The following is a 20,253-nucleotide window of genomic DNA, read 5'->3' on the forward strand; positions in this document are numbered from 1 at the left end:
GGCGCACGGCTCCTCGCGTGCGGGCCCTGCCGCCCGCGCCGGGCTCGTACACTCGGTTCATGACCGGGACATGGCACGAGGAGTTGCGGGCGCGCGGTTACAGAGTCACTCCGCAACGGCAGTTGGTGCTGGAAGCGGTCGCGCGACTCGGCCACGCCACCCCCGAGGACATCTGCGGCGAGGTCCAGGAGACGGCGAGGGGCATCAACATCTCCACCGTCTACCGCACCCTCGAACTGCTCGAAGAGCTCGGCATGGTGACCCACACCCATCTCGGGCACGGCGCGCCGACCTACCACCTGGCCAGCGAGGCCGACCACGTCCACCTGGTCTGCCGCGAGTGCGGCAACGTCACCGAGATTCGCCCCGAGCTCGTGCAGAACCTGGTGGCAACCCTCGACAACGAGCTCGGCTTCACCACCGACGTCCACCACCTCACCGTCTTCGGCCAGTGCCGCGACTGCCGCTCCTGAGTCACCGGAGGCGGCCGCGGCGCAATAGCCTGGGGGCATGCGAAGCCCTCTGCTCGACACGCCCGGAGCCGTAGCCGCCCAAGCCCCCGACGAGGCCGTCGCCGCGCACTACGGCGAGCCCTACGCCGAGCAGCGCGCCCTGGCGGCCGGGCAGGCCCTGGTCGACCGCAGCCACCGCGAGGTCGTCCGCATCTCCGGGCCCGACCGGCTGAGCTGGCTCAACGACCTCAGCTCGCAGAAGCTCGACACCCTCACCCCGGGCACGCCCGCGCAGACGCTGTTCCTCGACCCGCAGGGCCGGGTGGAGCACCACCTCACGCTCGTCGACGACGGCGAGTCCGTCTGGGGGCACGTCGAGCCGGGCGCGTCCGCCGGGCTGGTCTCCTGGCTGGAGAAGATGCGCTTCATGCTGCGCGTCGAGGTGTCCGACCTGACCGCGGCCTACGCCGTCGTCACGGTCCGGGCCCCGGGCGCCGGGGAGGACGCGGGCCCCGTGCCCGCCGTCGAGGGCGCGATCGCGGTCGGCGGCGACCTGCTGGTCCCGCGCGAGCGGCTGGCGGGGCTGCCCGCCGAGCTGGGGCTGCGCCCGGCGGGCCTGTGGGCGTACGAGGCGCTGCGCATCGAGGCGTACCTGCCCCGGCACGGCTTCGAGACCGACCACAAGACCATCCCGCACGAGATCGGGTGGATCGGCAGCGCCGTACACCTCAGCAAGGGCTGCTACCGGGGCCAGGAGACCGTCGCCCGGGTGCACAACCTCGGGCACCCCCCGCGCCGCCTGGTCTTCCTGCACCTGGACGGCAGCGCCGACACCCTGCCGCCGCACGGCACGCCGGTCACCTTCGGCGTGGGCGCCCCGAGGGAGGCCGACCCCGAGGCGGCCATGGAGGGAAGCGCCGAGCCGGGCCAGGTCGGGTTCGTCGGCTCGTCCGCGCGCCACCACGAGCTGGGCCCCATCGCCCTGGCCGTGGTCAAGCGCACGGTGCCGGTGGACATCACCCTGCTGGCCGGCGGCGTCCCCGCGAGCCAGGAGGTCATCGTCCCCCCGGACGCCGGCCGCAACGTCAGCATCGACCCCGCCCTGCGCCGCCGCATCCGCTGACCCGGGCCGGCATCCCGGCCGATCGCCCGCCCCCTGGTCCCCAGCGGGGCGGAAACGTCGTCCCTTCCGGCAGGCGTGTCAGCGCCTTCGCTGTGGATGCCGGGAGTCCCGCGACCGTGTGACCGGGATCGGCGGCCGGGCCGTCGTCCGCTTCGGGTGGTGTCCTGTGGCCTTCTCGGGGCGTGGGGAGTTCCCGCGAGCGGTGTGGCTGGATCGGCGGACGGGGCCGTCGTCCGCTTGGGGCGGGGCTTCGGGCGGGCCCCTCAGATCTCCACGATCAACGTGATGGGGCCGTCGTTGACGAGGGAGACCTTCATGTCGGCGCCGAACACGCCGGTCTCCACGCGGGCGCCCAGGGCGCGCAGCTCGGCCACCACCGCCTCGACCAGGGGCTCGGCCACCGGGCCGGGGGCGGCGGCCTGCCAGGTGGGCCTGCGGCCCTTCCTGGTGTCGCCGTACAGGGTGAACTGGCTGACCACGAGAAGCGGCGCGCCGATGTCCGAGCACGACTTCTCGCCCGACAGCACCCGCAGGCCCCACAGCTTGGCGGCCAGCTTCGCCGCCTCGGCCGGCCCGTCGCCGTGGGTCACGCCGACCAGCACGAGCAGGCCCGGCTCGTCGATCGCCCCCACGCTCCGCCCGTCGACCACCACCGACGCGGACATCACCCGCTGAACTACGGCTCGCATGGTCCCCGATTCTCCCACCCCCGGCGCCCACCCCGGCGCGGCGCGGGTTTCCGCAGGCGTGCGGAGATGGGCGGCGGCCTGAACGGAGCCGTTCCGGCGTCCGTACACTCATGCACGAAGGGAGATTACGTGTCCGTTGCGCCATTGATTGTGGAAGTTGTCCGTTCTGGGTTCGTCGAGTCGGTGCACCACGCCCGGGTGTTCGCCATCGACGCCGAGGCCGCCACGGTGGCCGCCTACGGGGACGTGGCCGCGGCGGCGTCGCCGCGCTCGTCCATGAAGCCCCTGCAGGCCCTCGGGATGCTGCGCGCCGGGCTCGACCTGGACGGGGAGCTGCTCGCGCTGTCGTGCGCGAGCCACTCGGGTGAGGACTTCCACATCGAGGGGGTCGGCAAGATCCTCGCCGGGGTCGGGCTGGACGCCGGTGCCCTTGAGTGCCCCGAGGACCTGCCCCTGGACACCGCGGCCGCTCACCGGGTGCTGCGCGCGGGCGGCGCGCCGGCCAGGATCACCATGAACTGCTCGGGCAAGCACGCCGCGATGCTCGCCACCTGTGTGGCCAACGGCTGGCCGACCGACGGCTACCTGCACCCCGCGCACGCGCTGCAGCGGGCGATCCGCGCGACCGCCGAGGAGCTGACCGGCGAGCGGGTGGCCGCGACCGGCGTCGACGGGTGCGGCGCGCCGCTCTTCTTCGCCTCGATGGCCGGGATCACCCGTGCCTACCGTGCCCTCACGCTCGCCGCCCCCGGCACGCACGAACGCCGCGTCGTCGACGCCATGCGGGCCCACCCCGAGTGGACGTCCGGCACCACGCGCGCGGAGGCCGCACTGATGCGGGCGATCCCCGGCCTGGTGCTCAAGTCGGGCGCGGAGGCCTTCGACGCGTTCGCGTTCGAGGACGGCCGCGCGGCCACCGTGAAGATCGAGGACGGCGGCCAGCGTGCCCGGGTGCCGGTGACGGTCGCCACCCTGCGTGCCCTCGGCCTGGACGCCCCCGAGCTGAACGCCCTCGCCACACCCCCGCAGCTCGGCGGCGGCCGCCCCGTGGGGGAAGTCCGCGTCCGCGGCCGTCTCTGACCCCGTCAGACGACCCGGAACCACCGAACGCCACGCCCCCGGGGCCGTGCGCGTGGACCGGCGGACGAGACGTGCCCGCTCGGTCGGACGGCGGGCAACCGGCGGATCACCGGGGCCCGGCGAAGCGATCGTGCCTGTGGACCGGCGGACCGGACGGGCCGCTCGGTCAGACGGCGCGAGACCGGCGGATCACCGGGCCCGCGAGGCGGTCGTGCGTGCGGGCCCTCGGTCACAGGGCGCGGCGGAACTGGCGGGAGGCCGAGATCGCGCCTGAGGTGGTGAGGGTGAAGGTGCGCATGGAGTCGGCGAACTTGGACAGGTCCCACTCGGCGGGGCCGTGGTACCAGTACAGGTTGTCGGCGCGGGTGCCGTCGCCGTTCATCGAGCTGACCACGCGGGCCCAGCGGTCGACGTTGTCGAACACCACGGCGTACGGCAGGTAGCGGGAGAACAGCTCGATGCGCTGCGCGGCGGGCACCTCCCCGACCGCGCCGGAGGCGAGGTACTCGCGGAAGCCGAGGGTGTGGGCGAGCGCCGACGCGCCCTTGGAGGTGCGGGCGGGCATGTACTGGCCGCCCACCGACAGCGCGGCCCCCGCGATGATCACCGCGAGCCCGAGCAGGCCGTAGGTGGTGAACCAGGCGAGCGCCACGGTGGCCAGCACGCCGAGCCCGGCGACGATCACGCCGAGGGTGGTCCAGCGGGTGCGCACGGAGTCGGGACGCCGGGCGAACCAGCCCTGGGTGACGACGTCGCGGTACAGCGCGTCGCGCACCTTGCCCAGCCTGGCGGCGAACGAGCCGTGCAGGTGCGAAAGCAGCACGGACTCCTCCCCGTCGAAGATGGCGTTGTACAGCGCGCGCTCGTAGTCGAGCAGGGAGTCCACCGGCGCGCCCGGCACCTTGACCAGCAGCCAGTCGGGCGCGTCGTAGGCGCCGCGCGGCTGCTCGTCGATGCGCAGGAAGCCGCGCACGGCGAGGTCGACGACGGTGGCGGTGACGTCGATCACGTCGGCCTGCTCGTCGAGCAGCGTGCCGATCTGGCCCGGGCGCACGCCGTCGGGCGGGGAGAACCGGCCGTTCTCGATCGGGGTGACCGCGCCGGCCTCGCTGTCGATGACCCTGGCGTCCCTGCCGCGGGTCCAGTAGAGCAGCGCGACGCCCCCGAGCAGCAGCACCAGCAGCGCGGCCAGGGCGCCGCCCGTGACCGGGCTGAGCGTGAAGGCGCTGGCGAGCTCGAACCTGCGCTCCAGGATGGGCTTGGCGCCGCTCGTGCCCGGCGGGAAGCCCACGACCACGGTGAACGCCTGCGAGGGCCCTAAGCCCTGCTGCTCGAACTCCGCCCGCGTGCCGCTCTCGTCCATCGACGCGGCGGTGCAGCCGGTGGCCGCGGTGAGGTCGCCGGCGAAGCAGGAGAGGTTCTGGACGATGCTCGGCCCGGTGAGCCGCACGACCGCGCCGCGCACCGGCGCCGACCAGCCGTTGACGGCGAACCAGCGCAGCTCCTCGCCGCCGCCCACGGGGGTGACGGCCCCGGTGACGTCGTACTCGATGGCCGCCCTGCCGCCGCCGCCCAGGGTGATCACGCCGTCGGCGAGCGTGCCGTCGCCCTTGAAGCCGGTGACGCGGTAGAGGCGGTCGTTCGCGTCGTCGTGCCGCACGCGGGTGATCAGCGTGCGCCGCACCTGACCGGTGTAGGAGATCTGCTCCTTGACGTGGAGCACGCCGTCGCGGCGCAGCTCCATGGTGATCTGCGTGCTCTCCACGGCGTCGGCCCCGGCCAGGGCCGGGGTGGACAGGAGGACGGGGGCGGCGACGAGAAGGGCCGGCACGGCCGCGGCCAGGAGTCGACGGGCTAGATCCACCATGGGGCGTCAGCCTAGCGGCGAACCCCCGGGCGCGTCGTCAGACCACCGGCGCCTGTGGATGACCGCGCGACGGCCCGCGAGCGGCGTCCACAGGACGCCGCTTTCTGGGGACGACCGCCCGCCGCCGGCGCCGGAGTCGGCGCGGCCGACGATCCCCGGCGAGGCTGAGGTGGCACGGCCCCCGGCGCGGCCGACTGGCTACGGCCCCGGCGCGGCGCGCCCTCCGGGACGGCCTACCAGCCGCCGTACGGGCCGCCGCCGCTGTTGCCCCGGCCGATCTCGTTGACGGCGGGCTTCACGTCGGCCAGGTAGATGCCCGACCCGATCACCGAGGCGATCGTGAAGATGCTGAGCACGTTGAGGTACTGCACCGCCGCGGCGAAGGAGAACAGGCTGCCCAGGATGAGGATGAGCAGCCAGAGCTTCTTGCTCAGCTTGCCCGCCATGGCGAACGAGCGGGCGGGGGTCCTGACGGCGTGGAACAGCGCCCATGCGCACAGACCGAACGCCCCGATGGCGAGCACCCAGAAAATGAGATCCAGAGCACTGTGAATCTCGATCATCGTCTCTCCCGTGGTCGTGTCAGGGGCGGGGGTGAACGGCCGGGTTCAGCCTAGCTCGCCAGAAGACGGGCTTGGGGGCCTGCCGGAGCTCACGACGCCGCCTGGACGTGCGGCTGCGTGGCGCCGGCTCCGGCTCGGGGCCGCATGGGGGCAACGTACGCGGCCCGCCCCGGGTTCCCGGGACGGGCCGTGGACGCGGAGCGGCTCAAGCCTTGGTGGTGCCGGTGCCGCGCGGGCCCTTCTTGGGCTCGGTGGTCCGCGAGGCGATCGCGGGCTCGGCGGCGGTGGAGACCTCTTCCAGCTCCAGCGCGGCCTCGCCGCTCATCTTGCTGACGACCTTGCGGCCCCGGTTGGCGAACTGGTCGTACAGGGCCGCGGCCCTGGAGGACAGCGTGTCGGCGTACTCCTTGGCCTTCTCGGGCAGGTCGCGGGCCACGGCCTCGGCCTTGACCTGGACGGTGCTCGCGTACTTGCGCGCCACGGTCGGCAGGTCGCGGGCGACGTCGCGCGCCTCGCCGCGGCGGGACTGCAGCCGCTGGATCTGCTCCGGCAGCTCGCGCAGCTTCTCGACCGCGAAGTCGCCGGCTCCGGCGACGGCGTAGAACGGCTTGGACTCGGCGAGCTTCTTGACCTCGGTATTGATGGGCATGGGTTAACCTTCCTTGGGTTCTGATTGACCGCGGCCGATCCGCGAGGGGGCCACACCCTCTTCCGGAGGAACCGTGTCCGTGCCTGACGGCTCCGGCCCGGGCTGAGCGTTCTGGGAGGTCCGCTCAGCCTCGGCCGCCGCCTCGGCCTGGTTCTCCTTGCGGAACGACTCGTATATGTCGAGCAGCACCTGGCGCTGCCGCTCGCTGAGCTCCTGGTCGGCCCTGATGGCGGCGAGCACGTCGCTGTCGGGCTCGCGGTCGTCGATGAGCCCCGCCTGCACGTACAGCGCCTGCGAGGAGATCCGCAGCCCCTTGGCGATCTGGTTGAGGATCTCCGCGCTCGGCTTGCGCAGCCCACGCTCGATCTGGCTCAGGTAGGGGTTGGAGACCCCCGCCTGGGTGGCGAGCTGGCGCAACGAGATCTTCGCCTGTTGCCGCTGATCGCGGATGTACTCGCCGATCGAGCCGACCTTCGGCAGTTCCATGCCCCTAGTCTGCATCAGCCTGCTTGCAATTGCAAACAGTTGAGCATGCATCAGCAAGCATCGCAGGTGAGAGGGGGTAGACAGGCCTCGCCAGGTGAGGAATGAAGGGCTCGGGGCTCAACCCGGGTAGATCCACAGCAGCGGCGCCGAGACCGCCAGCAGGACGGAGAACGTCACCAGGCTGTAGCTGAACCGCCTCGGCAGCGCGGCGCCCGGCTTGATCAGCCGGTTGACCCGGGCCATCACCTGCTCGCCGGCGGCGCCCATGGCCCCGTTCGGCGCGGGGACGGCTCCGGCGGTGCCGAAGCGCAGCAGGGCGGTCGCCAGGCGGCGCGGCGAGCAGTAGCGGCGGGCGCGGTCGTCGGCGGCCATCTCGACCAGCAGCGCGACCGAGGAGTGGGCGTTGCGCACCACGCTCAGCCAGGGCAGCGCCCAGTTCAGCGCGGTGAACGGCAGCAGCACGAGGTCGTGCCGCTCGCGGACGTGGGCCGTCTCGTGGGCCAGCACCGCGGCCAGCTCGTCGCGGTCGAGCAGGGTCAGGGTGCCGGCGCTGACCACGACCTCCGACCGCAGGCCGGGCAGGCAGTACGCGGCGGCGCCGGGGTGGTCGACCACGCGCACCCCGGGGACGCCGGGGTCGTCACGCGCGATGAGGGACAGCAGGACGCGGTGCCGCCGCCGGGCGCGCAGGGTCTGCACCCCGGCCAGCAGCAGCACCGTCACCAGCACCGCGAGCACCGCGAGGCCCGCGGCCAGCGAGGCCAGGCGGGTGGGGTCGTAGTGCTGCGGCAGGCCGTGGCCCGTGCCGAACGAGACCGCCGACTCGGCGAAGGCGTGCAGGCCGTAGAGCACGCCGCTGCCGTAGGGTTCGAGCGCGTACGCCAGCAGCGCCCCGACCCCGGCCAGGCCCCACGTGACGCCGAGGGACTGCCAGAGCAGGATGGCCGCGCGCGGCGCCCGGTAGGTCCAGCGCGCGGTCGTGAGCCGCCAGGCGCCTACCGCGCACGCCAGGGCGAGCGCGGTCAGGACGGCGGCGGCGATCACTCTTCTTCCAGCTCCGTAAGTGCTTTGCGAAGGATTTCGGCTTCTGAGCCGGAGACCGTCTGCGCGAAGCGCGTGAGCGCCGCCGACCGGTCGCCGGTCATGTCGAGTGCCTCCAGCATAAGCTCGGCGACGTACGCGTCGCGGCTGGCGTGCGGTTCGTACCGCCAGGCCCTGCCGTCGCGGGTGCGCGTGAGGAAGTTCTTGCGGGTGAGCCGGTCGAGCACGGTCATCACCGTGGTGGGCGCGAGGTCGCGGTCGGCGATCAGCCGGCCCACCTCTCGGGCGGTCAGCGGGCCCTCCTGGGCCCACAGGATGTCCATGATGCTGCGCTCAAGCTCGCCGAGACCCTTCACGAGAACAAGGCTACCCCGGGTAGTACTACGTCGCGTAGAGGGATGCCCTCCACCTTGTGATCCGTTCTCTCCCGGGCCGGTGGGCGCGGCCTTCCGGAGCGCCGCGAACGGACGGCTCCGCCCGCCCGGCGGGCGGTTCGGGGGGCGCCGCCCGTGCCGCGGTTAGGCTCGGTCCATGGACACGACGCTGGTACGCGGGGACATCACCGAGCAGGCCGTGGACGCCATCGTGAACGCGGCCAACTCCTCCCTGATGGGCGGCGGCGGGGTGGACGGCGCGATCCACCGGCGCGGCGGGCCGCGGATCCTGGAGGAGTGCCGGGCGCTGCGCGCGTCGAGCTATGAGAAAGGCCTGCCCACCGGCCAGGCCGTGGCCACCACGGCCGGCCGCCTGCCGGCCCGGTGGGTCATCCACACCGTCGGGCCGGTGTACGCCAGGTCGGACGACCGCTCCCACCTGCTCGCCTCGTGTTACGCCGAGTCGCTTCGGGTGGCCGACGAGCTCGGCGCCAAGGTGGTCGCCTTCCCGGCCGTCTCCGCCGGCATCTACGGATGGCCCCTGGACGACGCGGCCCGCATCGCCCTGACCACCGTGCGCGGCGCGTCCACCAGCGTGGCCGAGGCGCGCTTCGTCCTGTTCGGCGACGACGCCTACGCCGCGTTCGAGAAGGCCCTGGCCGGCCTGACCGCCTGACCCCGCCGTCAGCCGGTCCCCTCCGGGGCGACCGCCGTCCATGGGACGGTCACCTCGCCCAGGCGCCACCTGCGCCTGCCGCCCAGCGGCGGCGAGGCGGGCACGGGCCAGGTCTCCGCGAGCCGCTCCACCGCGGCGATCCACCGCGACCGGGCGCCGTACGCGCCGTAGGGCGCCGACACCGTCCAGGCGTGGTCGAAGTCGCGCAGGAAGGCGTGCACGCGCTCACCGGGCACGTTGCGGTGGATCAGCGCCTTCGGCAGCCGCTCGGCGAGGTCGGAGGGCCGCCCGAGCCCGCCCAGGCGGGCCGACAACGTCACCGTGCGCGGCCCGCTCGCGTCCAGCGTCACCCACGTGGCCCGGTGGCCGATCTCCGAGCAGGTGCCCTCGACGACCACGCCGCCGGCCGCCAGCCGCGACCGCAGCATGCCCCACGCCTCCCACGCCTGCGCCTCGTCGTACTGGCGCAGCACGTTGAACGCCCGGACGACCAGCGGCGGGCGGCTCACCGGCAGCTCGAAGCCGCCCCTGACGAAGGTCAGCCCCGGCCGCTCGTACGGCTTGGCCGCCGCCACGCGGAGCGGGTCGATCTCCATGCCGACCACCTCGACGTCCGGGCGGACCCGGCGCAGCCGCAGGAACAGCTCGGTGGTGGTCACGTGGGACGCCCCGTAGCCGAGGTCGACGACGAGCGGCCGCTCGCCGGACACCAGCAGCCGGCCGTACACCGCGGTGATCCACCGGTCGGAGCGGCGCAGCCGGTTGTGCCCGGTGGTCCCGCGCGTCACCTCGCCGACGGGCCGGGCCTTGACGGCCCGCGCGACCGGCGGCCCCTGCCGGGTCACCCGGCGCCCGCGGGCGTCATCGCCGTGCTCGTCCGGGAACGTCCAGGAGACTCTCATGCGGAGGGCGCATGTCTCACGAGACCCGGTGGACCTTGTGCTGGGCGGCCTGGGCACGGGGCCGGATCACCAGGCGGTCGACGTTCACGTGGGAGGGCCGGGTGACGCACCAGGCCACCGCGTCGGCGACGTCGTCCGCGCTCAGCGGGTCGGGGACACCCTCGTAGACCTTCTCGGCCCGCTCGGCGTCGCCGCGGAACCGGGTGAGCGAGAACTCCTCGGTGTGCACCATGCCGGGCGCGATCTCCACGATGCGCACCGGCTCGCCGCACAGCTCCAGGCGCAGCGTCTCGGTCATGGACGTCTCGGCGTGCTTGGCCGCGCAGTACCCGCCGCCGCCCTCGTAGGACACCAGACCGGCCACCGAGGTGATCATCAGCAGCACGCCGTCGCCCGAGTCGACCAGCTTGGGCAGCAGCGCCTTGGTCACCCGCAGCGTGCCCAGCACGTTGACCTCGTACATGCGCCGCCAGTCGTCGACCAGGCCCTCGGCGACGGGCTCCAGGCCGAAGGCCCCGCCCGCGTTGTTGATCAGCACGTCGCACCGGCCCAGCGAGGCGACGAGGTCGGCGACCGACTCGTCGGAGGTCACGTCGAGCGTCACGGGCGTGATGGAGGGCACCTCGGCCGCGAGCTTGTCCAGGCGGTCGCGGCGCCGCGCCGCCGCGACGACGTCGTACCCCTCGGCCGCGAGCCGCCGTGCCGTGGCCTCGCCGATGCCGCTGCTCGCGCCCGTCACCACCGCTGTCTTGGTCATGTCGTCCAGTCCTTAACGTCGCCTGTGGTCCCCGGCCCCCGAGGGCCGATGCCGTCCGTGGCCGCCCGCCCGTCATCCTGCCAGCGCGCCCGCCCGGACGGGCGCCCGGGACCGCGCGATCCCCACCCCCGCTTGCGCCCGAGGGGCCGGGGGGCCGCATAGTGGATGCCGGTTGAGGGAGTCGAGCCCATAAGTGGGTTTCTAGGGGGTCCGCAGCCGTATGACGGGAATCGTGCGCAGAATCCGACAGTTACCCCTGTGGAGGTGGTGTCAGGTGCCGGTCAGGCCGGTCGAACCCAGCGTCAGACGGGTCGCCACGATCAGCATGCACACATCCCCCCTCGACCAGCCGGGCACCGGCGACGCGGGCGGCATGAACGTCTACGTCGTCGAGGTCGCCAAACGCCTCGCGGGCCGCGGCGTCGAAGTGGAGATCTTCACCCGGCAGACCGCCCGCGACCTCCCGCCCGCCGTCGAGATCGTCCCCGGCGTGACCGTCCGCCACGTCACCGCCGGCCCCTACGAGGAGCTCGACAAGGGCGATCTGCCCGGCCAGCTCTGCGCCTTCCTGTCGGGGGTGCTGCGCACCGAGGCGATGTACGACCCCGGCCACTACGACCTCATCCACTCGCACTACTGGCTCTCCGGCCAGGTCGGATGGCTGGCCAGGGAGCGCTGGGGCGTGCCGCTGGTGCACACCATGCACACCATGGCCAAGGTCAAGAACCTCTCGCTCGCCTCGGGCGACAAGCCCGAGCCCGTGGGCCGCGTGCTGGGCGAGGAGAACGTCGTGGGCGTCGCCGACCGCCTGGTGGCGAACACCGACGCCGAGGCGCGCGAGCTGATCGACCTCTACCAGGCGCCGGCCGAGCGGGTGACCGTGGTCAACCCGGGCGTCAACCTGCGGGTCTTCCGCCCCGGCCCCAAGGACGTCGCCCGGCGGCGCCTGGGCCTGCCGCCCGGCGCCCACGTCATGCTCTTCGTGGGACGCATCCAGCCGCTCAAGGGCCCCGACGTGCTGCTCCGGGCCGCCGCGCGGATGCTCGCCGAGGACCCCTCCCTGCGCTCTCGCCTGGTCGTCGCCTTCGTCGGCGGCCCCAGCGGCAACGGGCTCGCCCGCCCCTCCCACGTCGCCGAGCTCGCCGGCGAGCTCGGCCTGTCGGACGTCCTGTGGCCGGCGCCGCCGGTCCCGCAGCACGAGCTGGCCGAGTGGTACCGAGCGGCGGACGTCACGGTGGTGCCGTCCTACAACGAGTCCTTCGGCCTCGTGGCGCTGGAGTCCCAGGCGTGCGGCACCCCGGTCGCGGCGGCCTCCGTCGGCGGGCTCAGGACGGCCGTCCAGAACGGGCACTCGGGCCTGCTGATCGACGGCCACGACCCCGCCGCCTGGGCCAAGGCGCTGCGCACGCTGGTCGACCGCCCGGCGCTGCGCGAGGCGCTGGCCGCCGGCGCCAGGACCCACGCGGCCTCCTTCGGCTGGTCCGCCACCGCGGCGCGCCTGATGGACGTGTACGCCGGGGCCCTGGCGGGTCTCCAGTGCTCGGCCGTCGGGGCCGAGTGCCGCTGAGCCGCCGCCGGCGGATCGGACCGCCGGCGCCGGGTAGACACCGAACATCGGGGTAGGAACGCGGGAATGGGCACTGTCATGGATCACGAGGCCGCCGTGGAGTCCGCGCTGAAGGCCGCCGACGTCCCCTTCCAGCGGCCGCGCCCCGGGGCCTTCCTGGTGAAGCTCCCCGGCCAGCACAAGCTCGCCACGGTGACATGGCTGACCGTCACCGACAAGGCCCTGCACGTGGAGGCGTTCTTCTGCCGCCAGCCCGACGAGAACCACACCGCGTTCTACCGGTGGCTGCTGTCGAAGAACGGCTCCATGTACGGCGTCCACTTCGCCCTCGACTCGGTGGGGGACGTCCACATCGTCGGCCACCTGCCGCTGGCGTCGATCTCCGACGAGGAGATCGACCGCCTGCTCGGGTGCGTGCTCACCTACGCCGACGAGTGGTTCGACCGCGCGCTGGAGCTGGGCTTCTCGTCCTCGATCCGCCGCGAGTGGGACTGGCGCGTCAAGCGCGGCGAGTCGCTCGCCAACCTGCGCGCGTTCGAGGGCATCGTCGAACGCTCCCGGCGCGACGAGTGAGCGCCGCGGGCGGGCCCGGGGCGCTCTCCCCGCGACGAGGTAAAGGCGGCACGCCCTAAGCTTGGCGCATGGCTAACTTGGTGCTGTTGCGGCACGGCGAGAGTGAGTGGAACGCGAAAGGCCTGTTCACCGGCTGGGTGGACGTTGCGCTCTCGCCCAAGGGCGAGGAGGAGGCGCGGCGCGGCGGCAGGCTGCTGGTCGAGGCGGGGCTGAGCCCCGACGTCGTGCACACCTCGCTGCTGAGCCGCGCGATCCAGACCTCGAACATCGCCCTGGGGGCGGCCGACCTCTCGTGGCTGCCCGTCACCCGCTCCTGGCGGCTGAACGAGCGCCACTACGGCGCGCTGCAGGGCAAGAACAAGGCGCAGACCCGCGAGGAGTTCGGCGAGGAGCAGTTCACGCTCTGGCGCCGCTCCTACGACGTGCCGCCGCCCCCGATCGCCGACGACGACGAGTACTCGCAGGCGGGCGACCGCCGCTACGCGGTGCTGCCGCCCGAGCTGCTGCCGCGCACCGAGTGCCTCAAGGACGTCGTGCACCGCATGCTGCCCTACTGGTACGACAGCATCGTCCCCGACCTCACGACCGGGCGCACCGTCCTGGTCGTCGCGCACGGCAACTCGCTGCGCGCCCTGGTCAAGCACCTGGACGGCATCGGCGACCAGGAGATCGCCAAGCTGAACATCCCCACCGGCATCCCGCTGCTCTACCAGCTCGACGAGGCCTTCAAGCCGCTGAAGACCGGCGGCGAGTACCTCGACCCCGACGCCGCGAAGGCCGCGATCGAGGCCGTCGCCAACCAGGGCAAGTAGCCACCGACCACGCGAGAAGGACCCGCGCCCCTCCTGGGGCACGGGTCCTTCTCGCGCGTCCGCCGGCACCGGGCCGGGGCCCGGCCGCCGTCACGGCTCGTCGGGGTCCCGGGTGCCGGTGACCAGGTAGACCACGTCGCGCGCGACGCGCACCGCGTGGTCGGCGTACCGCTCGTAGTAGCGGCCCGTCAGGGTGATGTCGATCGCCGGCTCGATGCCGTACGTCCAGTCCTTGGACAGCAGCACGCGGAACAGCCTGCGGTGCAGGATGTCCATCGCGTCGTCGTCGCTCTCCAGCTCCTTGGCCAGCTCGACGTCGTGCGTGGCGATGCAGGTGCCGGTCTTGGTGACCAGGCGCTCGGCGATCTGCCCCATCTCCAGGATGGTGTCGCGCACCTCCGGCGGGATCGCCGATTCGGGGTGGCGCATCCGGGCGATCTTGGCCACGTGCTGGGCCAGGTCCCCCATGCGTTCGAGGTCGCCGCCCATGCGCAGGGCCGTGATGGCCGTGCGCAGGTCGACGGCGACGGGCTGCTGGGTGGCCATGAGCTCGAAGATGGAGGTCTCGATGTCGGCGTACAGCCGGTCGACCTCCCCGTCCTGGGAGATCACGCTCTCGGCGAGCTGAAGGTCGGCGTCCAGCAGTGCGGTGGTGGCCCGCGAGATGGCCGAGCGGACGAGGCTGGTCATCTGGACCAGCCGTCCGGTGAGGGCGTTGAGTTCGTCGTGGAAGGCGTCGCGCATGCCGCTCACGCTAGCCGCGCGTCTATGAACGAACTCCGTCCGGAACGTGAACTCTGCAGGAAAGGGGCGCATTATCGGTCCTGGCCAGCGGGGGAGGACGCCTACCATCGAGAGCGTGAGTGAGATCCTGACGAGCCTGGCCGCCTTGGCGGGGTTTGTGGTCGGGGCGATCCTGATGATGGCCGTGCGTCAGCGCGACCGGCGGCACCCCGACTCCGACGAGGCCTCCGAGGCCGTCCTGCCCCAGGGCGTGGCCTCGGTGCTCGCCGTGCTGCCTTCATCGGCCGTCGTGCTCGACCGCGACGACCGCGTGCTGCGCGCAAGCTCCGCCGCGCGCGCCTTCGGCCTGGTCAAGGGCGATCATCTCATGGCGGCCGAGCTGCTGGCGCTGGCGCGGCAGGTGCGAAGGAACGGCGAGATCCGCGAGAGCGAGATCGAGGTCCAGGGCAGCAAGTTCGGCGTCGAGCCCACCACGTTCGCCGTGCGGGTGGCCCCGCTCGGCACCCACGGCCAGGTGCTGGTGCTCGCCGAGGACCAGACCGAACGCCGCCGGGTCGAGGCCGTCCGCCGCGACTTCGTCGCCAACGTCAGCCACGAGCTGAAGACCCCCGTCGGCGCCCTCAGCCTGCTCGCCGAGACCGTCCAGGACGCCGCCGACGACCCCGTGGCGGTCACCCGCTTCGCCGGGCGCATGCAGCACGAGGCCGCCCGGCTCACCTACCTCGTCCAGGATCTGATCACCCTGTCGCGCATCCAGGGCGGCGAGCCCATCCCCACGCCCGGGTGCGTGCCGGTCGACGAGGTCGTCCACGAGGCCATCGACCGCTGCAACACCAAGGCCATCGCCAAGCAGATCTCCCTGGTCGCCGGCGGCACCGAGGGGCTGCGCGTCTGGGGCGACGACGAGCTGCTGGTGACGGCGCTGCGCAACCTGATCGACAACGCCGTCGCCTACAGTCCCGAGAGCACCCGCGTCGTGGTGAGCGCGCGGCCCGCGGGCGACTGCGTCGAGGTCAGCGTCAGCGACCAGGGCATCGGCATCCCCGAGACCTCCCAGGAACGCATCTTCGAGCGCTTCTTCCGCGTCGACCCCGCCCGGTCCCGGGCGACGGGCGGCACCGGTCTCGGCCTCGCCATCGTCAAGCACGTCGCCGTCGCCCACAGTGGCGAGGTGACGGTCTGGAGCAAAGAAGGCTCCGGTTCCACCTTCACCCTCCGTCTGCCCGCCTTCGGCGGGATGGCTATAGCGGTGCCCAGCACCACGTCTACTCCTCTGGAGGCCGCGAAGTGACCCGCGTGCTGGTGGTCGAGGACGAGGAATCGTTCTCGGACGCCCTGTCCTACATGCTGCGCAAGGAAGGGTTCGAGGTCGCCGTCGCGGCTACCGGCCCCGAGGCATTGGACACCTTCGACCGCAACGGAGCCGATCTCGTGCTCCTCGACCTCATGCTCCCGGGCCTGCCGGGCACGGAGGTCTGCCGGTCGCTGCGGCAGCGATCCAAGGTTCCCGTCATCATGCTGACCGCCAAGGACAGCGAGATCGACAAGGTGGTCGGCCTCGAACTGGGCGCCGACGACTACGTCACCAAGCCGTTCTCCTCGCGCGAGCTGGTGGCGCGCATCCGCGCCGTGCTGCGCAGGCAGGGCGACCTTGAGGAGGTGGAGTCGGCCGTCCTCGCCGCGGGCCCCGTGCGCATGGACGTCGACCGCCACATCGTCGCGGTGCGCGGCCGGCAGGTGCAGCTCCCGCTGAAGGAGTTCGAGCTGCTGGAGGTGCTGTTGCGCAACGCGGGCCGGGTGCTCACGCGCGGGCAGCTCATCGACCGGGTGTGGGGCGCCGACTACGTGGGCGACACCAAGACCCTCGACGTGCACGTCAAGCGCCTGCGTGCCAAGGTCGAGGCCGACCCGTCCAACCCGCGCTGCATCCTCACCGTCCGCGGGCTCGGCTACAAGTTCGACCCCGCCGAGGAGTAAGTGATCCCCGGCAGGCCCCGCGAGGCGGCCTGAACGGCCTCACGGGCCCGTGGAAGGCCCGGTGGCGCCCGGCGGCACGACCGCCGCGCCGCCGGGCCTTCCACGCGTCTCAGCCCGACGGGGTCGCGGAGGGCGACGCGGTGGTCTCCGGAGCCGCAGGAGAGGCCGGGGAGGCCGGCGTGGGGCTCGTGGAGGGGCTGGCGGCGGGGGCGGCCGGCGCGAGGCTGGCGAACTCCCTGCTGCGCGTGATCACGGGGACCGTCAGGCGGACGTCGCCGGCGTTGGCGAACCGAAGGACCAGCGCGACCGTCTCGCCGCCGGAGAACGGCTTCTTGGCGCCTTCCACGACGAACTGGGAGACCGGCCTGCCGGTGTTGACGAGTCGGCCCGGCGGCAGTGTGATGGAGCCGGGCGTCCGTACGGAGGTGACGCTCTGGTCGGCGACGGCGATTCCGCTGAGGGTCTCTGGCCTGCCGCCGTAGTTGACCATGGTCATGAAGAGAGGGAGGGAGCCGCCCACCGCGATCTGTGCACCGGGCTCCGGGCCGAGCAGGAACGCCTGGGGGATCTTGATGCCTTTGCTGCCGTAGGTCTTGCCGGAGTCGTCACTGGCGATGAGCACGCTCGCCTCGGTGGGGGCGTAGGCGTTGCTGGTGTTCGCATCGGCGCCCGCGCCGCACGCCGCCAACGCCGGGGCGGCCGCGAGCAGCGCGGTGACGAGGATCACCCTGCGGCGGCTGGTGCTGGTCACAGTTCGAGGTCTCCTTGATACGCATGGGCATGGCCACGCTTACCTTATCGGCGGCCGCAGCCCCCTTCCCAGCCGGGCCACCGCGTCTTCGGAAACGCTCAGGACCGCAGGTCATAGGGCGTTTAAGAAGTTGCGAAACACGTACCTGGTCGGTTGTCAAGTCCCAAATGGAGGCTTTGACCTGCAGTTATGTTGATTTCACTGTTCCGGGAGGGGACTGGCGCGTGGTATCCTGGAGTACAGCGGAAGGGGTACTTGTCACATGACTTTCCAGGTCGGCGACACTGTCGTCTACCCCCACCACGGGGCTGCTCGAATCGAAGCCATCACGACCCGCACCATCAAGGGCGAGGATAGAACCTATCTGGTGCTGAAGGTCGACAAGGGCGACCTTACCGTTCAGGTGCCGGCGGACAACGCCGAGCTCGTCGGTGTACGTGACGTTGTAGGCCAGGAAGGCCTGGAGCGTGTCTTCGACGTGCTGCGCATGCCGCACACCGAAGAGCCCACGAACTGGTCCCGTCGTTACAAGGCCAACCTCGAGAAGCTGGCGTCCGGCGACGTCAACAAGGTGGCCGAGGTCGTTCGCGACTTGTGGCGGCGCGACAAGGAGCGCGGGCTGTCCGCGGGCGAGAAGCGCATGCTGGCCAAGGCCAGGCAGATACTGGTCAGCGAGCTCGCTCTGGCTGAGAAGACCAACGAGGACAAGGCCGAGGCCCTGCTCGACGAGGTCCTGAACTCCTGAACGGCACATTCCCAAGGGTGGGCGTCGGTGTCGATGTCCACCCTTTCGCCTCTGACCGGGCGCTTCACCTCGCGGGCCTGCACTGGCCCGGTGAGACCGGCCTGGCGGGCCACTCCGACGGCGACGCCGCCGCGCACGCGTGTTGCGACGCGCTGCTGTCGGCCGCCGGGCTCGGTGACATCGGAGGGCTCTTCGGCACGACCGACCCACGCTGGGCCGGCGCGTCCGGGGTCGCCATGCTCCGGGAGACCGCGCGGCACGTGCGCGCGTCCGGTTTCACCATCGGCAACGTCGCGCTCCAGGTGATCGGCAACCGGCCCAAGCTGGCCCCCCGGCGGGTCGAGGCCGAGAAGGCGCTGAGCGAGGCTCTCTCGGCCCCGGTCAGCGTCAGCGCGACCACCACCGACGGCCTCGGCCTCACCGGCCGCGGCGAGGGCGTGGCGGCCGTCGCGACGGCGATCGTCTTCGCGCCCGTCACCACCTGACGGCCGGCCCGTCCGCCGGGCTCCACGAGGCCGCCCGCACCGGGTGAACGCGCCTCTCGGCTTGCGACGAACTATTTTTTCGCCGTCTGACCAGGGTTTCTTTGCTTCCTTGGATTACTTTCGCTTTGGCGGGTAGCCATCTGTTCAGCGTGAAGGTGTGACCCCCAAGTGGAGGCTCGATATGTCCATTCAGACCATCCTCGGTGCGATCGTCATCGGCGCCATCATCGGTGCCCTCGGGCGGCTGGTCCTCCCCGGCAGGCAGCCCATCGGGTGGCTGCTGACGATCGTCGTCGGCATCGTCGCCGCCCTGATCGGCACGGTGATCGCCCAGGCCGTAGGCGTCGCCACGACCGACGGCATCGACTGGATCGAACTCGTCCTGCAGGTCGTCGTCGCCGTGATCGGTGTCGGCCTCGTCGCGGGGCTTCGCGGGCGCTCGAGGGTCTGACGCGAACCCAGCACGTCGCGACCGGCTACGCCGGAGTCAGAGCCGCCGAAGGCGAGCTCCGAGCCGTCCGGCCCGGAAGCACGGCGGTCACCCCATCGGTGTCGTGACCGCACCGGAACCATACGAAAGGCCCGCCCGGTCGATGACCGGGCGGGCCTTTCGCTTGCTCGGACGGGTCACTCCCCGGGCGGCAGCGGGGTGCTGCGCATGCGCCCCGACGGAGGCGCCGCGCTCTCCCCCCCATAGGGCTGCCGGCCGGCGCGCGGGGCCTCCTCCTCGTCGGCGAGCTCGGCGTGGTGCGCGGGATCGGGCCCCGCCTCCAACTCCGCGGCCGACAGGGCGGCCACCTCGTCACGCAGGTGCGGGTAGGGCTGGGTGTCGACCTCGATGCCGGGAGGCTCCTCGGGCGCCTGCGCGGCGTCGGCGGGCTCGGGGTCGCGGACCCTGCTGGGAAGCGGGTGGACGAGCACGTCGCCGGAGGTGGGGCGCACGAGGTCGCCCCAGCGCAGCGGCACGTCGGGGTCGCGCGGCGCCTCGGCCGACCGGTCGCGCGGCTGGGGCACGGTGGGAGGCTCGGGGGCGTCCTGAGTGGCCTCACGACGTCCGGCGTCCGGCGGGGTGCCGGCCTCGGCCGAAGCGGGCCCGGTGGCGGCGTGGGAGCCGCGCGCGGGCTCCGGCTCATCGCGATCCGGCTCGTCCCGGCCCTCAGGGCGGGGCAGCGGCGGCAGCTCGTCGACCGGCGGGGTCTCCGGCGCCGCGGTGGGCGGCACGACCGGCGTGATCTCGGCCGCCGGAACGACGTCGGGCACGGCGTGGCCGCGGGAATGCGGGTGCGGCTCCGGGCCCGGCCCGTGATCACGGTCGGCGCCGGAGGGATGCGGCGGCTCCAGCGGCGGAGCCAGCACCGGGTCGCGCTCCTCGCCGCCGAAGGGGACGACGTCGTTGCGCGTGCGCTCCGGCGCGGGCTCGGCGGCGTCCGTCCGCGCCCACTCGGCGTGGTTGCCCCTGGCCAGCAGCATGAGCAGCCACAGGCCGACGACGAGCAGCACCCAGGGCAGCACGGCGACGGCGACGGCCGCCTGCCGCATGTCGACGGCGATGCCCACGGCGGCCACGACGTTCGCAGCCGCGGCGGCCGCGACCAGCAGGGCCAGTACGAAGCCGGCCTGCAGCCGCACGAACCGCCGCCCGGGGCGCAGCAGGAGCACGGCGATCAGCGCGATGGCCAGAAGCGCGTCGAAGGCCGCCGGATAGAGGTGGGCGAGGCGGACCTGCGCGCCCCCCACCACGGCGAGCGCGCGCAGCGGTTCGAAGGAAAGCACGCAGGCGGCGCCCGCCAGCGCGGCGACCGCCAGGGCGGCGACGGCCGTTCCCGCGCGGCGCAGGACGCGCGCCGCTCCGGTCGGCTCGACGGGGGCGGACAGAGGCTCGTGCCGGCGGGAGGACTTGCCTGCCGCCAGGGAAGGGGTGACGTCCATGGCGCTTCGAG

The 20,253-nt window shown here is 72.7% G+C and carries 24 protein-coding genes; 12 read left to right on the plus strand and 12 right to left on the minus strand.

Annotated elements, in window-relative coordinates; translation table 11 throughout:
- Positions 1-59: 59 nt before the first annotated feature.
- Positions 60-473: a Fur family transcriptional regulator gene (locus PYR91_RS16160; protein WP_279780630.1), complete on the plus strand. Its 414-nt coding sequence runs from the start codon at positions 60-62 to the stop codon at positions 471-473.
- Positions 474-510: 37 nt separating this feature from the next.
- A complete protein-coding gene (locus tag PYR91_RS16165; protein WP_279780631.1) occupies positions 511-1,575 on the plus strand; it encodes a folate-binding protein in 1,065 nt (354 codons plus the stop codon).
- Between the two features lie 263 nt (positions 1,576-1,838).
- Here PYR91_RS16165 and dtd read toward each other — a convergent pair whose 3' ends face one another.
- On the minus strand, positions 1,839-2,264 hold the full coding sequence (dtd, locus tag PYR91_RS16170; protein WP_279780632.1) for a D-aminoacyl-tRNA deacylase: 426 nt from the start codon (positions 2,262-2,264) through the stop codon (positions 1,839-1,841).
- A 150-nt stretch (positions 2,265-2,414) separates the two neighbouring features.
- On the opposite strand from dtd, the gene PYR91_RS16175 reads away from it, so the two are divergent.
- Positions 2,415-3,344, plus strand: coding sequence for an asparaginase (locus PYR91_RS16175; RefSeq protein WP_347943189.1), 930 nt, complete (start codon positions 2,415-2,417; stop codon positions 3,342-3,344).
- A 229-nt stretch (positions 3,345-3,573) separates the two neighbouring features.
- Here PYR91_RS16175 and PYR91_RS16180 read toward each other — a convergent pair whose 3' ends face one another.
- From PYR91_RS16180 to PYR91_RS16205, 6 genes are all read right to left on the minus strand, one after another.
- Positions 3,574-5,211: a DUF2207 domain-containing protein gene (locus tag PYR91_RS16180; RefSeq protein WP_279780634.1), complete on the minus strand. Its 1,638-nt coding sequence runs from the start codon at positions 5,209-5,211 to the stop codon at positions 3,574-3,576.
- Between the two features lie 233 nt (positions 5,212-5,444).
- A complete protein-coding gene (locus tag PYR91_RS16185; protein WP_279780635.1) occupies positions 5,445-5,774 on the minus strand; it encodes a DUF2516 family protein in 330 nt (109 codons plus the stop codon).
- Between the two features lie 205 nt (positions 5,775-5,979).
- Entirely contained in the window at positions 5,980-6,423 is a 444-nt protein-coding gene (locus PYR91_RS16190) for a hypothetical protein (protein ID WP_279780636.1), read from the minus strand.
- Between the two features lie 3 nt (positions 6,424-6,426).
- Positions 6,427-6,909, minus strand: a complete 483-nt coding sequence (locus PYR91_RS16195; RefSeq protein WP_279780637.1) for a helix-turn-helix transcriptional regulator — start codon at positions 6,907-6,909, stop codon at positions 6,427-6,429.
- A 117-nt stretch (positions 6,910-7,026) separates the two neighbouring features.
- Positions 7,027-7,953 carry a M56 family metallopeptidase gene (locus tag PYR91_RS16200; RefSeq protein ID WP_279780638.1) on the minus strand — a complete coding sequence of 309 codons (927 nt, stop codon included), beginning with the start codon at positions 7,951-7,953 and terminating at the stop codon, positions 7,027-7,029.
- Positions 7,950-8,306 carry a BlaI/MecI/CopY family transcriptional regulator gene (locus PYR91_RS16205; protein WP_279780639.1) on the minus strand — a complete coding sequence of 119 codons (357 nt, stop codon included), beginning with the start codon at positions 8,304-8,306 and terminating at the stop codon, positions 7,950-7,952. Before PYR91_RS16205 ends, PYR91_RS16200 begins: the two co-directional genes overlap by 4 nt.
- A gap of 175 nt (positions 8,307-8,481) precedes the next feature.
- On the opposite strand from PYR91_RS16205, the gene PYR91_RS16210 reads away from it, so the two are divergent.
- On the plus strand, positions 8,482-9,000 hold the full coding sequence (locus PYR91_RS16210) for an O-acetyl-ADP-ribose deacetylase (RefSeq protein ID WP_279780640.1): 519 nt from the start codon (positions 8,482-8,484) through the stop codon (positions 8,998-9,000).
- 8 nt (positions 9,001-9,008) lie between these two features.
- Here the strand turns inward: PYR91_RS16210 and PYR91_RS16215 are convergent, their stop codons facing one another.
- Both PYR91_RS16215 and PYR91_RS16220 read right to left on the minus strand, forming a co-directional pair.
- The gene (locus PYR91_RS16215; RefSeq protein ID WP_279780641.1) at positions 9,009-9,902 is read right to left on the minus strand and encodes a class I SAM-dependent methyltransferase; all 894 of its coding nucleotides are present in this window, start codon (positions 9,900-9,902) and stop codon (positions 9,009-9,011) included.
- Positions 9,903-9,918: 16 nt separating this feature from the next.
- Complete coding sequence (locus tag PYR91_RS16220) at positions 9,919-10,659, minus strand: SDR family oxidoreductase (protein ID WP_279780642.1); 741 nt, start codon at positions 10,657-10,659, stop codon at positions 9,919-9,921.
- A 325-nt stretch (positions 10,660-10,984) separates the two neighbouring features.
- Here PYR91_RS16220 and mshA point away from each other — a divergent pair, with 325 nt between their 5' ends.
- The 3 genes from mshA (at position 10,985) to PYR91_RS16235 (ending at position 13,611) form a co-directional block, all read left to right on the plus strand.
- A complete protein-coding gene (gene mshA, locus PYR91_RS16225) occupies positions 10,985-12,226 on the plus strand; it encodes a D-inositol-3-phosphate glycosyltransferase (RefSeq protein WP_279780777.1) in 1,242 nt (413 codons plus the stop codon).
- Positions 12,227-12,292: 66 nt separating this feature from the next.
- A complete protein-coding gene (locus tag PYR91_RS16230) occupies positions 12,293-12,799 on the plus strand; it encodes a YbjN domain-containing protein (RefSeq protein WP_279780643.1) in 507 nt (168 codons plus the stop codon).
- Positions 12,800-12,867: 68 nt separating this feature from the next.
- On the plus strand, positions 12,868-13,611 hold the full coding sequence (locus PYR91_RS16235; protein ID WP_279780644.1) for a phosphoglyceromutase: 744 nt from the start codon (positions 12,868-12,870) through the stop codon (positions 13,609-13,611).
- A 90-nt stretch (positions 13,612-13,701) separates the two neighbouring features.
- On the opposite strand, the gene phoU is transcribed toward PYR91_RS16235, so the two are convergent.
- Positions 13,702-14,355 (minus strand): phosphate signaling complex protein PhoU, encoded by a 654-nt coding sequence (gene phoU / locus PYR91_RS16240; RefSeq protein ID WP_279780645.1) that lies wholly within the window; start codon positions 14,353-14,355, stop codon positions 13,702-13,704.
- A 175-nt stretch (positions 14,356-14,530) separates the two neighbouring features.
- On the opposite strand from phoU, the gene PYR91_RS16245 reads away from it, so the two are divergent.
- Together PYR91_RS16245 and PYR91_RS16250 are read left to right on the plus strand one after the other, a co-directional pair.
- Positions 14,531-15,646 carry an ATP-binding protein gene (locus PYR91_RS16245; RefSeq protein WP_279780778.1) on the plus strand — a complete coding sequence of 372 codons (1,116 nt, stop codon included), beginning with the start codon at positions 14,531-14,533 and terminating at the stop codon, positions 15,644-15,646.
- On the plus strand, positions 15,643-16,332 hold the full coding sequence (locus PYR91_RS16250; protein WP_279780646.1) for a response regulator transcription factor: 690 nt from the start codon (positions 15,643-15,645) through the stop codon (positions 16,330-16,332). Before PYR91_RS16245 ends, PYR91_RS16250 begins: the two co-directional genes overlap by 4 nt.
- 109 nt (positions 16,333-16,441) lie before the next feature.
- On the opposite strand, the gene PYR91_RS16255 is transcribed toward PYR91_RS16250, so the two are convergent.
- Complete coding sequence (locus tag PYR91_RS16255; protein WP_279780647.1) at positions 16,442-17,083, minus strand: copper chaperone PCu(A)C; 642 nt, start codon at positions 17,081-17,083, stop codon at positions 16,442-16,444.
- A gap of 262 nt (positions 17,084-17,345) precedes the next feature.
- Between PYR91_RS16255 and PYR91_RS16260 the strand changes: the two genes are divergently transcribed.
- The 3 genes from PYR91_RS16260 to PYR91_RS16270 all read left to right on the plus strand — a co-directional run bounded on the left by PYR91_RS16260 (position 17,346) and on the right by PYR91_RS16270 (position 18,764).
- Entirely contained in the window at positions 17,346-17,828 is a 483-nt protein-coding gene (locus PYR91_RS16260; RefSeq protein WP_184978896.1) for a CarD family transcriptional regulator, read from the plus strand.
- A gap of 17 nt (positions 17,829-17,845) precedes the next feature.
- Complete coding sequence (ispF, locus tag PYR91_RS16265; protein ID WP_279780649.1) at positions 17,846-18,313, plus strand: 2-C-methyl-D-erythritol 2,4-cyclodiphosphate synthase; 468 nt, start codon at positions 17,846-17,848, stop codon at positions 18,311-18,313.
- 181 nt (positions 18,314-18,494) lie between these two features.
- Complete coding sequence (locus PYR91_RS16270) at positions 18,495-18,764, plus strand: GlsB/YeaQ/YmgE family stress response membrane protein (protein WP_279780650.1); 270 nt, start codon at positions 18,495-18,497, stop codon at positions 18,762-18,764.
- A gap of 176 nt (positions 18,765-18,940) precedes the next feature.
- Here the strand turns inward: PYR91_RS16270 and PYR91_RS16275 are convergent, their stop codons facing one another.
- Positions 18,941-20,242: a DUF2637 domain-containing protein gene (locus tag PYR91_RS16275; protein WP_279780651.1), complete on the minus strand. Its 1,302-nt coding sequence runs from the start codon at positions 20,240-20,242 to the stop codon at positions 18,941-18,943.
- Positions 20,243-20,253: the final 11 nt, after the last annotated feature.

This window comes from Sphaerisporangium sp. TRM90804 (assembly GCF_029846175.1).
In the GTDB taxonomy this organism is placed as follows: Bacteria; Actinomycetota; Actinomycetes; order Streptosporangiales; family Streptosporangiaceae; genus Sphaerisporangium.

Coding starts and splice junctions, on each gene's coding strand:
- PYR91_RS16160 (WP_279780630.1), top strand. CDS start 60: ATGACCGGGACATGGCACGAGGAGTTGCGGGCGCGCGGTTACAGAGTC.
- PYR91_RS16165 (WP_279780631.1), top strand. CDS start 511: ATGCGAAGCCCTCTGCTCGACACGCCCGGAGCCGTAGCCGCCCAAGCC.
- dtd (WP_279780632.1), bottom strand. CDS start 2,264: ATGCGAGCCGTAGTTCAGCGGGTGATGTCCGCGTCGGTGGTGGTCGAC.
- PYR91_RS16180 (WP_279780634.1), bottom strand. CDS start 5,211: ATGGTGGATCTAGCCCGTCGACTCCTGGCCGCGGCCGTGCCGGCCCTT.
- PYR91_RS16185 (WP_279780635.1), bottom strand. CDS start 5,774: ATGATCGAGATTCACAGTGCTCTGGATCTCATTTTCTGGGTGCTCGCC.
- PYR91_RS16190 (WP_279780636.1), bottom strand. CDS start 6,423: ATGCCCATCAATACCGAGGTCAAGAAGCTCGCCGAGTCCAAGCCGTTC.
- PYR91_RS16195 (WP_279780637.1), bottom strand. CDS start 6,909: ATGGAACTGCCGAAGGTCGGCTCGATCGGCGAGTACATCCGCGATCAG.
- PYR91_RS16210 (WP_279780640.1), top strand. CDS start 8,482: ATGGACACGACGCTGGTACGCGGGGACATCACCGAGCAGGCCGTGGAC.
- PYR91_RS16215 (WP_279780641.1), bottom strand. CDS start 9,902: ATGAGAGTCTCCTGGACGTTCCCGGACGAGCACGGCGATGACGCCCGC.
- PYR91_RS16220 (WP_279780642.1), bottom strand. CDS start 10,659: ATGACCAAGACAGCGGTGGTGACGGGCGCGAGCAGCGGCATCGGCGAG.
- mshA (WP_279780777.1), top strand. CDS start 10,985: ATGCACACATCCCCCCTCGACCAGCCGGGCACCGGCGACGCGGGCGGC.
- PYR91_RS16230 (WP_279780643.1), top strand. CDS start 12,293: ATGGGCACTGTCATGGATCACGAGGCCGCCGTGGAGTCCGCGCTGAAG.
- PYR91_RS16235 (WP_279780644.1), top strand. CDS start 12,868: ATGGCTAACTTGGTGCTGTTGCGGCACGGCGAGAGTGAGTGGAACGCG.
- phoU (WP_279780645.1), bottom strand. CDS start 14,355: ATGCGCGACGCCTTCCACGACGAACTCAACGCCCTCACCGGACGGCTG.
- PYR91_RS16245 (WP_279780778.1), top strand. CDS start 14,531: ATGATGGCCGTGCGTCAGCGCGACCGGCGGCACCCCGACTCCGACGAG.
- PYR91_RS16260 (WP_184978896.1), top strand. CDS start 17,346: ATGACTTTCCAGGTCGGCGACACTGTCGTCTACCCCCACCACGGGGCT.
- PYR91_RS16270 (WP_279780650.1), top strand. CDS start 18,495: ATGTCCATTCAGACCATCCTCGGTGCGATCGTCATCGGCGCCATCATC.
- PYR91_RS16275 (WP_279780651.1), bottom strand. CDS start 20,242: ATGGACGTCACCCCTTCCCTGGCGGCAGGCAAGTCCTCCCGCCGGCAC.